11 protein-coding genes and 1 pseudogene are annotated in these 16,198 nt (G+C 54.0%); 4 read left to right on the forward strand and 8 right to left on the reverse strand.

Going from position 1 to position 16,198, the window contains the following annotated elements:
* Positions 1–9: 9 nt before the first annotated feature.
* From RBB44_RS11680 to RBB44_RS11710, 8 genes and pseudogenes are all read right to left on the reverse strand, one after another.
* Entirely contained in the window at positions 10–741 is a 732-nt protein-coding gene (locus RBB44_RS11680) for a hypothetical protein (protein WP_306147549.1), read from the reverse strand.
* 27 nt (positions 742–768) lie between these two features.
* Positions 769–2,721 (reverse strand): adenylate/guanylate cyclase domain-containing protein, encoded by a 1,953-nt coding sequence (locus RBB44_RS11685; protein WP_306147550.1) that lies wholly within the window; start codon positions 2,719–2,721, stop codon positions 769–771.
* Between the two features lie 45 nt (positions 2,722–2,766).
* A complete protein-coding gene (locus RBB44_RS11690; RefSeq protein ID WP_306147551.1) occupies positions 2,767–4,947 on the reverse strand; it encodes a caspase family protein in 2,181 nt (726 codons plus the stop codon).
* A 156-nt stretch (positions 4,948–5,103) separates the two neighbouring features.
* Positions 5,104–6,606: a hypothetical protein gene (locus tag RBB44_RS11695; RefSeq protein ID WP_306147552.1), complete on the reverse strand. Its 1,503-nt coding sequence runs from the start codon at positions 6,604–6,606 to the stop codon at positions 5,104–5,106.
* On the reverse strand, positions 6,603–7,739 hold the full coding sequence (locus RBB44_RS11700) for a glycosyltransferase family 4 protein (RefSeq protein ID WP_306147553.1): 1,137 nt from the start codon (positions 7,737–7,739) through the stop codon (positions 6,603–6,605). Before RBB44_RS11700 ends, RBB44_RS11695 begins: the two co-directional genes overlap by 4 nt.
* A gap of 2 nt (positions 7,740–7,741) precedes the next feature.
* Positions 7,742–8,092: a polysaccharide biosynthesis C-terminal domain-containing protein gene (locus tag RBB44_RS25515; RefSeq protein WP_371932251.1), complete on the reverse strand. Its 351-nt coding sequence runs from the start codon at positions 8,090–8,092 to the stop codon at positions 7,742–7,744.
* Between the two features lie 195 nt (positions 8,093–8,287).
* Positions 8,288–9,088 (reverse strand): annotated as a pseudogene (locus RBB44_RS25520) (oligosaccharide flippase family protein); the annotation flags it as partial.
* 2 nt (positions 9,089–9,090) lie between these two features.
* Positions 9,091–10,527: a hypothetical protein gene (locus RBB44_RS11710; protein WP_306147555.1), complete on the reverse strand. Its 1,437-nt coding sequence runs from the start codon at positions 10,525–10,527 to the stop codon at positions 9,091–9,093.
* A gap of 261 nt (positions 10,528–10,788) precedes the next feature.
* Between RBB44_RS11710 and RBB44_RS11715 the strand changes: the two genes are divergently transcribed.
* The 4 genes from RBB44_RS11715 to RBB44_RS11730 all read left to right on the forward strand — a co-directional run bounded on the left by RBB44_RS11715 (position 10,789) and on the right by RBB44_RS11730 (position 16,181).
* Positions 10,789–12,936 carry a GumC family protein gene (locus tag RBB44_RS11715; RefSeq protein ID WP_306147556.1) on the forward strand — a complete coding sequence of 716 codons (2,148 nt, stop codon included), beginning with the start codon at positions 10,789–10,791 and terminating at the stop codon, positions 12,934–12,936.
* A gap of 95 nt (positions 12,937–13,031) precedes the next feature.
* A complete protein-coding gene (locus tag RBB44_RS11720; protein ID WP_306147557.1) occupies positions 13,032–13,868 on the forward strand; it encodes a WecB/TagA/CpsF family glycosyltransferase in 837 nt (278 codons plus the stop codon).
* Between the two features lie 52 nt (positions 13,869–13,920).
* Positions 13,921–15,054, forward strand: coding sequence for a glycoside hydrolase family 5 protein (locus tag RBB44_RS11725; RefSeq protein WP_306147558.1), 1,134 nt, complete (start codon positions 13,921–13,923; stop codon positions 15,052–15,054).
* 11 nt (positions 15,055–15,065) lie between these two features.
* The gene (locus RBB44_RS11730; RefSeq protein WP_306147559.1) at positions 15,066–16,181 is read left to right on the forward strand and encodes a GNAT family N-acetyltransferase; all 1,116 of its coding nucleotides are present in this window, start codon (positions 15,066–15,068) and stop codon (positions 16,179–16,181) included.
* The last annotated feature ends 17 nt before the right edge of the window (positions 16,182–16,198 follow it).

Here is a 16,198-nt window from a genome sequence, read left to right on the forward strand (position 1 = left end):
CCCATTCGATCAATCCGTCAGGCTCAACCCAGCATGGACGCGTTCGATCAACGCCAGCGCCTGGCGTTGACATTTGTGCTCCATCAGCCACGTGAAAACGGCACCAGGCCCGGCTTGCCGCAGGTCTTCCGGCGCAACGATCAACGTCAGTTCCCTGAGCTCACTGTCGATGGAAACCATCAATCTTCCATCCGCCGCGAATTCGTTCGGCAGCGAGAACATGTGCTCCTTCGCCGGCCAAACGACATCTGTCAGGCGGCCCGCGCTGCTGCGAATAGATACATCTGTGCCCTGCCCTGCATCCCGGCGCCACAAGGCTACGGTGTCCGGCAAGGTGCAGCGCGGTCCGGAACTGTCGACGCTGATATGCCAGATGCTTGGCGGTACCATGAACGCACCATCGGTGACACGCGATGCACCCATGACGTCGGACCTGGCATCCGGGTCGCCGACAAGCGCAAGGACCGCCGACCAACTCGCAGCGTCAGTGTTTTGAGTGGAGGTCCCATTCTTTGCCGTCGGTTCGCCGGAGTATGGCCCTTCGAGGACCTGCATTTCTCCGGCTTGGGATAAAAGCGTTAGTCTTGCGCCCTCCGGCAAACTGATCGACTGCCCAGATGCCAATCTCGTTCCAGGCGCGATTTCGTCTGTGCCACTGACCGCGACAACAATGATTTCCGCACGTGCTGGCAGCAACATCATCGCCAATACCGACAGGCAAATCCAAAGTCTTTTCGCCATCTTCACTCCTCGGGCTCAGGTGAAGCGTCACTTCTCCGACAAGACAACTTTCGTACCGGACAGTCCTTTTTCCAGCCGGTCCAAATGAAACCGGGACGGCCCGTCATCTGACTTGATAGTCAAAACCCGTTCAAAAAGGGTTTTTGCAACCTCTGAATCTTCGTTCAGCTGATCGTAAGCAGCGATGTAATCCTTAAACCAGATTTCCTCAGAGACGCTTTTGGGACTTGGTTCGAAACAGCCAAGGGTCTGCTGGCGCCCCTTCAGAACAACTTCGCCGAGGGGCCGGAAAACAAAATCAGTACTCCCTTTAAGCCGGTCCAGAACAGTCTGACTAACGCAGATGCGAGAGCCAAGATATTTGTTGGCGCCTTCCAATCGAGCCGCTGTGTTCACCGTATCTCCAATCCCGGTGTAATCGAAGAAACGGTGACCACCGAAATTCCCGATCACCGCTTCGCCGCAATGCGCCCCGATGCGGGTCACGCCCAGCGACACACCCTGTTCCAACAAGGATATCCGATACCGTTCCGCGGTTTGATCCAGCTCGACAGCAAGGGCAACTGCGTTTTTCGCTTGCGAAGGATCGTCTTCGGGTGCGCCCAGGAAGCAGACAACTGCATCACCAATGAGCTTGTCGAGCGTTGCCCCGTGACGGAAAACAACGTCACAGACTTCATCCAGATATCCATTCAGGATTTCTGCGACGCGATCCGGTGGCAACTCCTCTGACAGGGTTGTAAACCCGGCCAGGTCTGTGAATACGTACGTGACCAAGCGCTTCTCACCGCCCAGCGCAAGTTCAACTTCACCCGTAGCCAAACGTCTGACGACTTCCGGACTGACGTATTTCTCAAAAGCCGACACCACGAACGCACGCTCCAGCCGGTCCTGCCGCCATCGCACAAGAGCCAGCAGGAAAACACTTGCCGATGCTGTGGTTACAGGGCCGAGAACCGGGAGCAAAGCGACCCTCGCCTGCATCAATCCCCAAGCCACCACCCCATAAAAACTGAGGCAAATTACGAAACCTGTGAAAAACACCTTTGGCTGCCGGAAGATTGTAAAAACAAGAGCCGAAACGCCGGCGAAAAGGACAAGCAATCCTATTGACTGGGTAAAGGTCGGGACGGCAAGCGCGCGTCCGGACAACAATTGCGCCAGCACATGAGCATGGATCTCGATGCCTGGCAGGTCCCCAGCCTCGACACCCTGAACGGAGGCTAAAGGCGTCGCATGCCGATCAGTGCCCGGAAGATCCGTTCCGATCAGAACATATTTGCCGGAAAACCAGTCTTTAGGAAGCAAAGCGACGGTATGGGCGGGGTAGCGAGGGAACCGCCCCGCCTCATCAGCCGAAAGCGCGGGATACAGGATCCGGTTGTCAAAAGGTGTCTTTTCAAAACGCTGATTTGCAAGTGCCTCGGTGAATAGCGGTGTATCGCCTTCGTTGACTGGCAGATGCCGCAGAATGCCATCTGCATCGTCTCTCTGCAAAATCACAGATCCCGGTTGCCGGCGTTCCACCACAGATGACAGATAAGCAGCTTGTTTTTCTGTCAGAAGACTGGCGGGGACCGTCGCCAGTACAACAGGGGTCGCCAAATCATCGAGAACCTGAAACAGCCGGACGTCTTTTTCAGGTTCACTCGGACTGTCCAGCAATACATCAACACCGATCCCTGCCGGTTTGGCCGCGTCGAGTGTGACCAGCAATTCGGCCAGAAACCTGCGGTCTATTGGAGAGCGGTAAGGGAAAGAGGCCAACGTATCTTCTGTGATCGTAACAATCACAATATCCGTATCGGAGACTTGCTCGCTGGGCATGAACTCCAAGACGGAAAGGTCACCAACTATCGGGTCTAGCCGGCTAGCAACCGGTATCGCAATCAGCACTGCAAGCAGCGCTGCGCAAACTGCACTGCCCCATCGCCCCAGAAAACTGGTTTCAGGTCTGCCGGGCGGCGACGAGGTTGTCATCGTGCGCCGCCAAATGTGTTTTGCCAGTCGACAGCTGAGAACACCTTAGTTCGGTGCATCAAATCGTTGGACTTCTGATTGCGTGCCATCAGCATAAGTCAACTGCACAGATATGAACTGCGTCGGCTTCGGAATGGTCGCATGAACGGTCGACCCAGGCCCGCTGGAAGGGATTGCATGCGGATTGTCAGGATCGCAAGCACCGATCTCAAACGTCTGATCCGGCGCATCCGTATCCAATCCATAACGCACTTCATCAATGGCGCACCGGTAACTGATCAAATGGGTGAAATAGACCAGCCGCTTGCCGTCATAGTCCCGGTAGCTGAGCCAACCATTCGGCATCCGTTCCAAGATATCTTTTTGCCCTGCGATGAGGGCCAGGCCCGGACTGAACTTGATCTGGAACGGTCCTTGTTCTTCGCCGCGAATGTCGGTGTATTTAACCGCAATATCCATTTCGCCAGCGTTCCCGGGGAGCTCGATCATCGGATAAGCGATCGGCCGGCCAGTCGTTGGATCCATGGAATTCGCCATGAAACCGGTCGACTTGAAATCCTGATCCGGCAGTTTGACGAAGATCTCTTGCGTACGGTCGGCAATCGCCAGATTGATCATCCAACCCTGATTGCTGCGCATAGCATTGATTTTAACCGGATTGCTGAGGGCAGCGGTGTTCATGACCGATAAAGCCGCCAACCGTGTCTTGGCATCTTCCTGCCATTGGGCCGCCATCTGCTGGTCGATGAAGTACCTCAAGAACCGTCCTTCATCGACGCGTTCCTGAAATTTCTGCAACAGCTCCAGTTCCTGCGTCTTGTCGGCGAGCGATTGCTGACCAACCCGCGCCGCAGAAAAATCCTGGCTCAGAGCGTAGTAGGCAGGTGTGAAATCCGGATATGCATCAATGAATGTGGCGAGCCGACGAACGCGTTCCTCACGCTCTTCCAGCAAGATTTCGGCAAAGAGTGTTGTCGGGTCGCGCCGGCCTTGCGAAAAGGCATTATAGACTTCGCGCGCGCCTGCCCGCCCCTCCTGGATTTTCAACACCGACTGGAATCGGACATGCGGATCGACTTGCGGTTCGCCGAACGCAAAATACTTCAGATAATCCTGACGTGCTTTGGGATAATCGCCTTTGATCTCCCGCAGACGCGCATTGGCGTAAAACTCATGCGGACGCTGCGGATTTTCGACCAGCAACGACCGGCTCTGGATCTTGGCAAATAGCTGCTCGATGTCTCCAGACGCTCCTGAGCCGATTTGGGCAAGCCTTGCCTTGGCAATTTCAGAGAACGCTCCTTGCGGGAACCGGTCCAGATAGGCCTGGATCTGCTGGCGGTCATCAGAGTCCTTCACATCGTTCCAGAACTGCAGTTCGACCTGAATGGCATCAGCACTGAGCGGCGCGGCCGATTGTGCCCCGGTGTCCTGCGTTGTTCCGCCAGGCAGCAGCACAATATCCTGCGTCAAAGATGAGTGATCCCACGGCACCTGTTCACCGCCCGTTGCTTCGACCACTTGCTGGCGAACGCGCTTGAAGACCGTTTCAATCGACGCGCCAGGAACAAGCATTTCCCGGGCAATTGCAGCGGTGTAAGGGCTGTTCAATCCAGCTCCGTCTGTCGCGGTACTTCCAGGGGCTGTCGCAAAGGAAATGAAGCTTCCGCGCGGTGTGCTGGTCAGAAGGGAAAAACCACCGGCGGTCCCGCCCGCAGAGCGTGTCAGAGCTGTGTTGCGGCACGCATCCAGGATGACGATGTTTGCGCCTTCATGTGAGCTCTCAACTGCGGTGAGCACCCAGTCGACTGAAAGAGCCTCGAACTCAGCATCAACTTCATCCCGCAAATCCGCTTCAAGCGGCGCTAGATAGTTCTTTCCACCCGCTTCAAACCCGTGCCCAGAATAATAAAATGCCGACAGGGAGCCCTTCGGCGCTGCTTTCAGTTTGTCGGAAAAGTCCCGGACCGAGCGTTTCATGGTGCGCAAGTTGGCATTCAACACGAGCTCTACCGTAAACCCGGCGGATCTGAGGCTGTCCGCTACGAGCGCAGCATCATTTGCCGGGTTTTTCAACGCAGTCAGTGTCTTACTGTCATAATCGGCATTACCAATGACTAACGCGTGCCGCTCACTTGCACCTGCAGAACCGCATATGGTCAGAACAAGCACAAACGCCAGAAACATGGTGTTTTTAAAAAGACTTCCCGGCAATGTCAGGGCCATCTCACGCCTCCGTTGACGGATATGTTCCGATAATTTGATATGAGAAAGAACGTAACGTCAATTGTAGGCGCCTGCAGTGCCCGACCTTTTTAAAATTCGACATCAACCGATCCGCCAACTGTGTTGAGCCGACAGCTCATGCTTTGTCTCAGGACTCTATCTATTGAAAAACGCTTTCGTTTTCGCAGCGAGTTCTGATTTTGGATGGTAAGCGCACCCGTCAATAACCTCCAGGTCACCCGCCTTATTCAGAGTATGCAATTTGCGTCCAGGCCACAACGGTCCTGGTGTCAGCGTTTCATGAACCGACTGCTGAAACGTTGTCGGACTTAATTCGTCGACGCGGGCAAAGGCGAGTGCCGCTCCATAGCCGTTTCGGCAATCCTGGACCGGACGCCACAAATCTCCGCCCTGCAAAAAGAATCGTCCTGCCGGCCGAGCAGCGCGGTCATCAACGAGGACAGGATTTTGCCCGTGGGCATGCCAAGGGCCCAACAAATCATCTGCATAATAGACGCTCAGACAGTCGGAATACCCGCCGACACCGTTTCGGGTGACGGCAAACATCCAGAACCGCCCCTCATACTCAATGATGGTTGCATCTGCCGCTTCTACGCCAGTTAACAGCACAGTGTGCCGCTCCCATTGGCCGGGAAATCTTGCTGCCCGGTAAAGCACGACTTCTTTGTTCGTAGAACTTTCCGGGATCATCCAGAATTCTCCATCCCGTTCAAAAACAAAGGGATAAGAAAGATGCCACGGTTCTTCCAGAACCGTTGATGCTTCGCCGACTGGACCGTCTTGTGTCATCTGCACCATTGAGATGACACCCTTTTGGGTGTCGTGCGGTAGGGCTTCGAAAAACAGATAATATCGGCCATCCGTTTCGATTGGAAAAGGATCGGCGAAGAACGTGTCATGCGGGCTTTTGAGAACGTGCCAAGGCTCTCCGCTCAGGTCACGGGTGCCCGCAACGCCTTCACCGTCAACAAATCTCCAGCCCACCCGCCAATGGGACGTGTAGAAAAACGCTCTGTAGACAGATCGGACCAGCGTGACCGCCGTTTCCCGCAACAACCGGATCAGGACCTGTTTCTGCGTGACCACTTGAAGTGCCTCTGCCTTCATTGGTGTGCCGTGCGCATGAGACCCTTCAACGACCTTCTTGATCAGAACTGCCACTCTCGAATAGACGGCGTCCATTGCACCGCCAAGTCCTCGTGCGGCCTCGAGCGAGGCGGTTCCGCACGCCGCAACGGTGCCAGCTTGCCGATCGATAACTTCTATGAGTGGTGTCCCTTTGCTCATCAATGCAGAGAATAAGGCTTCCTCACCGCAAGCTCCGTTGTATCGGACCTCAAAAATCTTGGAGCTTCCGTACTCACTCCCACCCATAGTGAGATCGAAAACTAGATCAGTATTTTTTCCGGTGGTGTGAGGCAGCTCCGAAGGGTCCAGTTTGCTCATACCGGAGAACGGATCTGCGCCGAGAACGCGTTCCTCAAGCTGCAGGGCCGTTTTCAGTTCCCTGGATACTGCCGCTGATGGCTTTATCAAATGATACGCCACTTCCTCTGACTGAGACGTCTTCAAGAGCTCGGCGAGATGCAGCAGCCATCGTCGGCACCTGTCCTTTTCAACAAGGATCCCGACCTTCATGAGACCGCCATGACCTGATGCTTGTCAGCGGCTAGATCTTTGCCAGTCGCAAGGGTTTCGTAGGCATCCACCATAGCATTCAGCGAATACCGCTCTTTCAAATCGCCGCTTCTATCACGAAATGTCTGCGCCACTTTCGGGTCATTCAGCATCGTGGCGATGGCATTCGAAAATGCTTCCGCGTCCATGACGTCAACAAACAGAGCACATGGTTTGCCATTGGCTTGAAGCACTTCCCGCAAGACCGGCAAATCGTTGGCAACAACGGGAATGCCCGCCTGTGCGGCTTCAATGGCTGCAAGCCCGAAACTCTCCGCAGCAGACGGGAATGTGAATACGTCCAGACAAACGAGAAATTTGCCGATCTGGCTGGGGGCAAATTCGCCCAGGAAATGAACACGGTTCGTGATCCCGAGTTTGACGGCTTCGTTTTGCAAACGCTCAAAATCCGGCCCCTGACCTGCGATCGCGAAATGCCATTCCGGTCGCTTAGCGAGGATGGCTAGAACCTTATCGATTTGCTTGGCCGGGTTCAGCCGTGCGGACACGCCAAGAAGCGGCACATCGATAGGCAAGCCAAGTTCCCCACGTGCCGAGGCTTTGTCCATCGCCCAGTCTTTGTTTTCAAATCCTTGCGGTATCAAATCCAATCGCGACACATAGCGGTTTGGGTAGCGGCCGTAAGTATCCAGCAGGAAGTTGGAGTTCACGGTGACCCGATCATAAATCCCGACTACCCCGAGACCCTTGTCGAGAAAGGCAACTACTGGATTGATCAAGCTGGGTGCCGTTACCTGATTGGCAACGATGACCGGACAGCCCGCAAGCCTGGCGACCGGTGCCCCGATCACATTTCCAAAATGTTGAAAGCAAAAGACGCAGTCTGGTTTGAAGTCCCGGATGGCCTTGTACAGCGCGCCCAAGAAAGAAAAGAAACGCCAGTTGGACGGCCGGGTTTGGCGTACGATAACAGTGTCCGGTGGCGCCGAAAAATCTTCCGACTTCTTGTAGAAGAAAAGGTGCTGGACTGTGTGACCACGGTTTGTCAGGTGTTCCCCGAGCAGACGGGAAACTTCCTGAGCACCGGCATTTTCCGCCTGCGTCTGGATGAAGAGAATGCGCTGCCCACTCATTCTCACGATTCCTTCGCGTTCATACGATCCGGCGCCAATCCGCCCAATATACGCGTTGCCGTGACATTGTAACCAGTCGCAGTGCGAGACCGGACGCTGACCAGAACAGCCATTGCAACGAGTGAAACAGTCGTGGTCACAGCTGCACCAACAATCCCAAACATTGGAACAATCAAAAAGAAGCCAGCCACTCGAATGAAAACGCTGAGCGCAACGATCCGCAGATAAGCCCCTTCATGCCCGGTCAACATCAAAACGGGCGCCGCCGGGCCTGTTGCTGCCATTGCGGCGCTTCCGAGACAAAGGATCACCAGAACATGATAGTAAGCCATGTACTCTGCGCCAAAGATCATCAGAAGCCAATGACCGGCAACGCCAACTACGAACAGTCCGCCGACAACCGCAAGCGCTGTCAGGATGGCAAGGGTCTGTAGCAACCGCAGCAGACCGCCCTCATCCGCTTTGTAGTAAAGCTCCGGAAATTGCCGCATGGCGAACATGTTGAACGCATCCGCAACGGACGCAAATCCGTTGGCAAGGCGCGTCGTGACGAAATAGGCGCCTGCAGCAATCGGATCGAGCAGATAGCCGACCAGAATGACGTCGAGATACTGATTGGAAGATTCCAGAATACTGGCGAACCAGAGCCGCGTAGAAGATGGCAGCCAGCGATCAACGGCGAACTCCGGCTTGGCTGCAAATATCTCCGGATACATTCGGCGCAGCACCCGGGTTAGGAAAAAAACCTGCAGGGCAATTGCAACGACTTTTCCGAGGACAATCAAATTGACAACAAATGTGACGGAAGAGCTCCAGTCAAAAACGAGACAGAAAATCAGCACAACGTTTGCAAACAGCAATGCGGTCAACTCTCTTTGCCCATCACCGACAAGTATGCTGACAATTGATCGGGCAAGACTGGAGAAAAACAGAAGGAAGACAGCAGCAGCAACAAACAATCCAGCGCTCAAGGCTGCCGCCCAATTGCTGTAGAAATAGACAATCCCCGCCATCACTATCGCGCCCAGAGTTGCGCCCAGCGCCGAGATCAAAAACCCAAACACGATCCCGCCTTTGGCAACCGAAATTCGCCCGGCGGCAACATTCTCGTTCCAGATCCGGATGATCAGCATTTCCTGGCCGAAAGCTGCGGCAACAGCTGCCATGGAAGCCGCACTGAAAAACAGCGCAAACTGGCCGAACTGCTCCTCACCCAACACGCGTGCGCTCAAGGTGAAGAGGGTGAAGGCCGACAGGATAGAGGCAGCTTTGACCATCATCGAGATGATCACGCCTCGAGTTTCCGACCTAAGGGCGAACGATGCCAGAGAGGCGAACAGGTTTTTCATGCCTATGGAACGAAGCCCTTTCGGATGGCTTGGCCAAGAACCATGCCATTTAGAGAAATCAATAGCCCGAGGGCGAGTGGCGAGAATAAAGCCTCTTCCTGAAAAATTCCGTTCACAAGAACGGTTAACAAAGCAAAACTCGCGGCAATGTGAAGAGATGCACCTGTAAAGGAAGCCACCCTAAGTGTTTGCCACCCGAGCCAGATGTATACTCCAAGTAGAAAGAACGCAGCTGGCCCCATTTGATAGAGCAAAACTCCAACCGCACTCTCGATTGCGACCGGCGTGCGCCCAGCGGCCTGATAAGCCGGCCAGTCCAGCTGAGAAAAGTCGGTACCAAGGTTGCCTCCCACACCGATGCCATGTCCGAAGGGGAAACCAAGAAAATTGTAAAGCCCGCCCATGAAACCAAGCACATGAAAGTCGCCGATCTGAAGCCCGACCACAATTCCCGCGACGGCATAGAGTGCCAGTACAAATCCTGTGACCCAAAGGCTCAGCCGCGCGCCGAAGAGTTTGAATGCAAACCATGCTCCGAGCACCAGAATGAACAGAATCAAGGCGCCTTTCGCATTGGCAAAGACGAGCAAAGGGAAAAGCAACAACGCCATGATAACCGAACCACGAAACAGCGCGAACACAAGCAGAAAAGCCACCGCGTACGAATAACTGATCGCGTGCATGTTTGGCCCCATGAGACGTGTAACCCTCAGGTCCAAGCCGTCGAGCAAGGGTGTGTTGAACAAATCGACACGAAAGGCATCGAGAAAGCCCAGCATGACGTAACCGGTTTCCCGCGCTTCCTGGTCCCATTCAAGTGACAAACGCGCCGATCGCATATCCAGCTCCCAGTAGCTTTCGCCTCCGGTGAAGTAGAGCCAATCCTCCCGGAAAATCAGTTCGATATATCCCATTAGAAGGAAGATCGTACCGACGATGAAGAGCGGTACGGTAAGGCCAAATTCAAACCGCCAAAAGGTGATCAAGGCAATTTGGAAGATGAGGATCGGCGTCAGAATGTTCCGGAGGTAAATGACGGCGGGGGTCGGGTTTTGAACAAAACCGATCAGAAAATAAAAAAAGACGAGCCCAACTGCGCCAAAGGTCAGGTTCATGATGAGATCGATGGACCTGTTTTGTCCGCGAAACCGGGTCCAGTAACTGGCGAAGAAAGCGGACCAAATCGATACGAGTATGACAAAGTTGTATCCTCGAATGATTTTGAATTCATCCGGGCCGCTCAGGTTAGACGAAACCATTGAAACAAAGAAATTCTGAAACAACAGGGCAATGATGACGCTGATCAATGCAGTGCGCGGCGCGTAGTTCGCGAGGAGAACACTGAGGACCAGAGCCATCGGAACCGCGATCAGCGGGCTTAAAATGTGCCCCGCAACCGGCAGTCCGATGAGCAAAAAACCACCTATTACTGCAGCCACCGAGCCCATCGGCTCCCGGCTCCAGTCAGGCCCCTCAGAAACCAGGCCATAGGGTTGATTTTTATCGACAGTTCTCACGCAAATACCAAGCTCTTCGGGGCTGTCGTGCTATGCATTTCGTCATACCGAAGGCGATTATGTTTAACGGATAGTTATTGATTGATTGCTAAGTTTTTGCCAGCCGACGAACCCGCATACGAACCACTGCGCCAAACCTAGTTTTGATTAGAGTGCTTTTCGATACGACTGGAGCGCCTTGACATGACCGCCATTCCAGGTGGAGCTTGGAACCAAGAGACTCCGGAAGGTCCGTTTTCACAAGACGGAAAACAGCGATACGGCGCATTCAACCAGGGTCTGATTGAGTTCTCGCAAATCATCGGCTTCTTCCGCCGGAACCTTGTGCGGATCACGATAATCACGGCTGTTTTGACAGCGATCGCGCTTATCCTGTTCTCGCTTTATCCGTTTCCGTACAAAGCGACTGCACTTGTTCTGGTTGACCCGCGCGAGCGCAGAGTGACGCTTACCGAAAACGTTTTGCCGGGCATTGGATCAGATGCCGCTTTCCTGGAAAGTATCGTACAAATCGTTCATTCCGATGGGTTTCTGCGCCCAGTGCTGGAAGATCTGGATGCCAAGACCGATCCGATTTTTGCGCGTTCTGTAGGTCCTGACGACCGTGAATTGCTCGCAGCCTTCAAGCGGCGTTTGCAAGTCAATCGGGTGGGCGCGACCTTCATTGTTGAAATATCGTTCTCATCCAACGACCCAGATAAATCCGCTCTTTACGCCAATGCAGTCGCGCAAGCCTTCGTAGACAGCCAGACCGATGCGTTGGTGACCGCGAACGCCACTGCAGCTTCGTCCCTGGAAGAACGCCTGAACGACTTGAGGTCAAACCTTGAAACTTCTGAAAAAGCCGTTGCGAGCTTTAAGGCAGAGAATGGCATCATCGGTGTTACTCAAGACAGCACATTGTTACAGCGTGAACTCATCACACTGAACGAGCAGATTGTTGCCGCGAAGGCTGAAACAGAGGCCATCCGTTCAAGGGTTGAAAAGATCAGCACAGGCGCGGGTCTTCCGTCCACGACCGAACAATCGGACGCGGCACAGCTTGCAGAGCTGCGCCGTGAAAGAGGCCAAATACTCCAGAACCTCTCCGAGTTCAGCCGGGTTTACGGCGACCGTCATCCCCGCGTGACCTCAGAGCGCAGCAAGCTGGCTGGAATCGAACGGCAAATCTCTCTGGAACAAAGCAGACTTCTTGCGATCCAAAAAGAGCGGCTTGAAAGTGCAAATTCCACTCTTCAAGCTTTGACCAACGAGCTCAATCAGAGGAAACAAACGGCCCTTCGAACCGAACGCGCCATGGTTCAGCTTGCAAGCCTGGAGCGTGAAGCAACCGCAAACCGACAGCTGTATGAAGAGTTTCTGGCTCGGTTCAAGGCAACCGAAAAGCAGAGCGGTCTGGAACTCGGGCAGGCTCGGATCGCATCGCCGGCCTTGCCTCCGCTGAAACCAAACCGGCCAAGTCGGGTTCTTGCTGGGCTCGTTTTTCTGGTCTTTTCGGGGGGCTGCGCGGTTCTTTATGCGTTTGCACGTGAGATGACAGGTGCTCCTGTAGAGAAAAAACGCGCGTCAAAGACGATGTCTCAATCGCTGTTTGGTTTTGGGAGACGGAAACAGACCGGACGCAAATTCAAAGAAGGCCGCAAGCGCTTTTCGGCGCCTGTTGGCAGATTGAATGAGACCATTCAGAAGATGGGTTTTCAGGAGGTTCCCGATCGCCCAATCCGCGCACAAAGGCATGCCCGCGCGAAGGATCACGACCATCACCGGGCCCAGACCCAAACCTATGAAAGGTTCGATCCGAAGGAAACTGCGCAGTATCTGAAGCGCGGTCCGCTTCGGCGTGACGTGAAGACCCTCCAAAGCAGAGGGGCAGTCGTGGTTGTAAGCTCGCTTGAGCCAAAGCTGGATCAGAGTGACGTCGTTCTTGGGATTGCAGCGCTTGCAGGACAGCGCGGGCTTCCAGTGTTGCTGCTGACTGAGAACCAGAACCTGATCGACGCTCACCGGACAGCGCCCGACTCCTTGGGCCTGCCTGCAGCTCGCGCACTTTCAATTGTTGATCCTGGGGAGATCGCAACGAACCACTTCCGGAACCGGCGTTCTATCCTGGAGGTCGTTGAGGGCTTTTCAGTCAGCAACACAGCTCGTGATGCCTGCATGATCATTGACGCTCCGCCGGTGCGCAATCACGGGCAAGTCCAGCGCCTGTCAGAGTTTGCAGATCTGTTCGTCGTTGTAGAGGAAGAATTCGAACCACACTCAATCAACGAAGACCCTCTCTCTGGAATATCGTCAGAAGTGGAAGAAAAGCTACGTTGGGTAACGCTCTAATCTATTTCTACCAACCAGCATTTCTGTTTGCTGAACGTTAATTCCCTGACGTTATCTTGCACACTGCGAAAATTCCGGAGCCTGGCGAATAGATAATGAGTCCGCAGCGTCCAAGACATACTCAGAGAGACCAAAAAAAACATGGTCAGTGGGACGCCCGGCAGCTCGCACAGCTTGCCCAATCCTATCATGTCGTTGAGGTTCTCGGTGGGCTTCCAATCACATGGACAGATCGGAAGACCGCGGCCGAGACACTGATTGCGCGAGCGCTCGCCAAGCGGGGTTCAGCCGAAGAGCCCTATTATTCCACGTCTGCAAATGGACAAGTCATCGTCATGTGCGACGAGGACGATGCCGTGCGCCAGGAATTCCTCCAAGCAGATCAGATCCTTGCCGATGGGATGCCGATGGTTTGGATAGCGCGGATAAAACATGGTTTGCAGAACATCGAACGTGTCGCTACGACCGACCTTTATCACGACGTTGCGCTCGTGGCTCAAGATGTCGGCGCATCGTTCTATTTGCTCGGCGCCGATGAAAAATCCAACGCGGCGGCAGTCAGCAACACCCAGAAATTCTATCCCGATCTTCACGTCGTTGGCCGGAGAAACGGCTATTTTGGCGCGAACGAAGAAGATGCAATTGTCTCGGAGATCAACAACCTCGCACCCGATATTCTATGGATCGGCATGGGGGTCCCCCGAGAGCAGCAGTTCGTATCTCGGAACCTCAAGAAACTGACCAATGTCGGTGTCATAAAGACCTCAGGCGGGCTCTTTGATTTTCTGTCACTCAAGAATCCCCGCGCGCCGGAATGGATGCAAAATCTTGGTCTGGAGTGGCTCTACAGGACGATGCAGGAGCCACGCCGTCTCGGGCCGCGCTATCTTCAAACCAATCACAAAGCATTTTTTATCATGCTGAGAGACTGACCGTATGTGGGTGCGTACTCTGGCAAGGCTTGTGCTGCCCGCATGCCTGGCAATGACTGCCTTTGGAGGTGCACACGCCAGTCCGCAAAATGCCGATCATTGTTTTTCCGCTCAGACCTTTCCGGCATTTGAAAATCCTGCGCTTCTCGAAACGATGGCGCGCGGTGTGAACCTACCCAACTGGGATGCTAATGACATTGCTTACCGTCCTGATTTGAGCACTCTCAGGCTGCTTTATACAAACGGCTTTACGCACATCCGCCTCCCCGTTTTTCATAACGCGTTCAATACGGGCGACTGGGGATCCGAGGATCTTTCCAAGTACTCCGACGAACTCCAAGCTATGGTGCAAAACCTGCTCGCCATCGGGTTTACGGTAACGGTCGATTTTCACCCGGACGGGACGTTCAACCACGTCTATCGAACGGCACCGGACGAAGGATACCGACGGCTCGAAGACAGCTGGCGCTATCTTTCATCAGTGCTGGAAGGCACCAATCCAGCAAAGGTCGCCGTTGAGTTTCTGAATGAACCGGATACGTCGCCAGAAATCTGGGAGGACCACACCCGACGGCTCTCCAGACAACTACGCGACTGGCTTCCAAATCATACGTTCGTCGTTGGCCCACATGGCCCCATGCGCCATGAAAGTTTGGCGAACCTTCCACCTCTGACAGATGGTAACACCGTTTACGCAATTCATTTCTACGATCCATTCATTTTTACCCATCAGGGTGCCGAATGGCACCCGCCGGACGATACGGCACGCCTTGCCATTGGCGTCCCTTTTCCAACGAAAGAAAACGATGCCCGGATCAGATCGCTGGTCTCCCGGCTCCAGGCGGAAGGGCATGACCAAGCCGCTGAGGAAATTCGCCAGGTTTTCGAAGAACCATGGACGAAAAAAGACGTCCAGAACGCTTTTTCGACAATTGATAACTGGTCGCAGAAGTATGGGCTTCCTGTTGTCATAAATGAGTTTGGCGTACTTTCTTACGATGCCCCGCGAAACGATCGTCTCTATTGGCTGCAGGCGGTTACAACGGAAGCCGAAGCCCGTTGTATCGGCTGGACGCACTGGGATTATTCGGATGGGTTCGGCATTGTCGACCCGCGTACGCAAACATTGGACGAGGACGCGATAAATGCCCTGCTCCACCGTCCGGCTTCTCGAAGAGCCGACTAGGAAACGCTGTCATGGATCATCAGAACATCAGTGTTCATTCCGGCTACCGGATCGAAGTCTGTAAGGAATACGATTTTTTATCCAATGAGTATTCAGCTCTATTCGATAGCGCGGCGGCAACGGCCTTTCAAAGTCCGCTTTGGCTTCATGAATTCTACAAAACCCTTGTCCCAGGTTCCGGCGCAGAACCGATAATCATGAAAATCTATCGCGAGGGTCAGGAGCAACCAGAGGTAATTCTGCCGCTAGTGCGAGAAACGTATTTTGGAATTCAGATCATTCAACCGGCGGATCTTGGAGTGGCCGATTACAATGCGGTAATCGGATCGCCAAAAAGCCTGGAAGACGTCTGTGCTGTTCCTGGCCTCGCGAGCAAAATCCTCACGGCAATGAAGCCGTATCATATTCTGCTCTTCCGTAAGCAGCCACCGTCCACCTTTGACGCGTCGAAGTTGTTTTCAAAAGCAAGAAAAAACCCGAACATCAGCAGCTCCTATGAAGTCGAAATCGAACAGACGCACGATCATTGGCTGAAGACGCATGTCTCGAAAAACATGCGCAAAGGATTGAGGCGAAAGCTGAGTGGGTTCCAGAAAGACCACGGCCCGCTTGAATACAGCGAACTCTCCAATCAGGCTGACATCGAGAACGCGTTCGAGATCATGCGGGGTCTTCGCGCTGGCCGCTACGAAACAGACTTGTTTTCAAGACCGGAGTATTTCGCTTTCTACCGGAACCTTGCGGTCAAGGGCGCTCAAACCGACATGACTTCAACCTTTGTCGGCAAACTCGAAAATCGGATCATGTCGATCGATTTCGGCGTCCGTCACAAGGGCCGTTTCCTGTTTTTGCTGGCAGCTTTTGTCGATGATGAGGACATGAAGCGTTACTCGCTCGGTCTGCTCGGCCTTAATGAAAAGATCCGGCATGAAGCCGATTTGGGGACCACGATTTTCGATTTCACAATCGGTGACGAGCCCTACAAGCTCTCCTTTGGGGCAGAGCAAATCCCCCTTACAAATGTCACAGTCACAGTAGGCCCGATTGGCCAATTGGCACTCACCGCCTATCAGTCCCGCGGACCGTTCCGCAGGACTTTGAAGAAACTGATGCCAAAATTCAGCTGATGTCCTGGTTTGATCGC

Source organism: Roseibium sp. MMSF_3247, from assembly GCF_030733765.1.
GTDB lineage: Bacteria > Pseudomonadota > Alphaproteobacteria > Rhizobiales > Stappiaceae > Roseibium.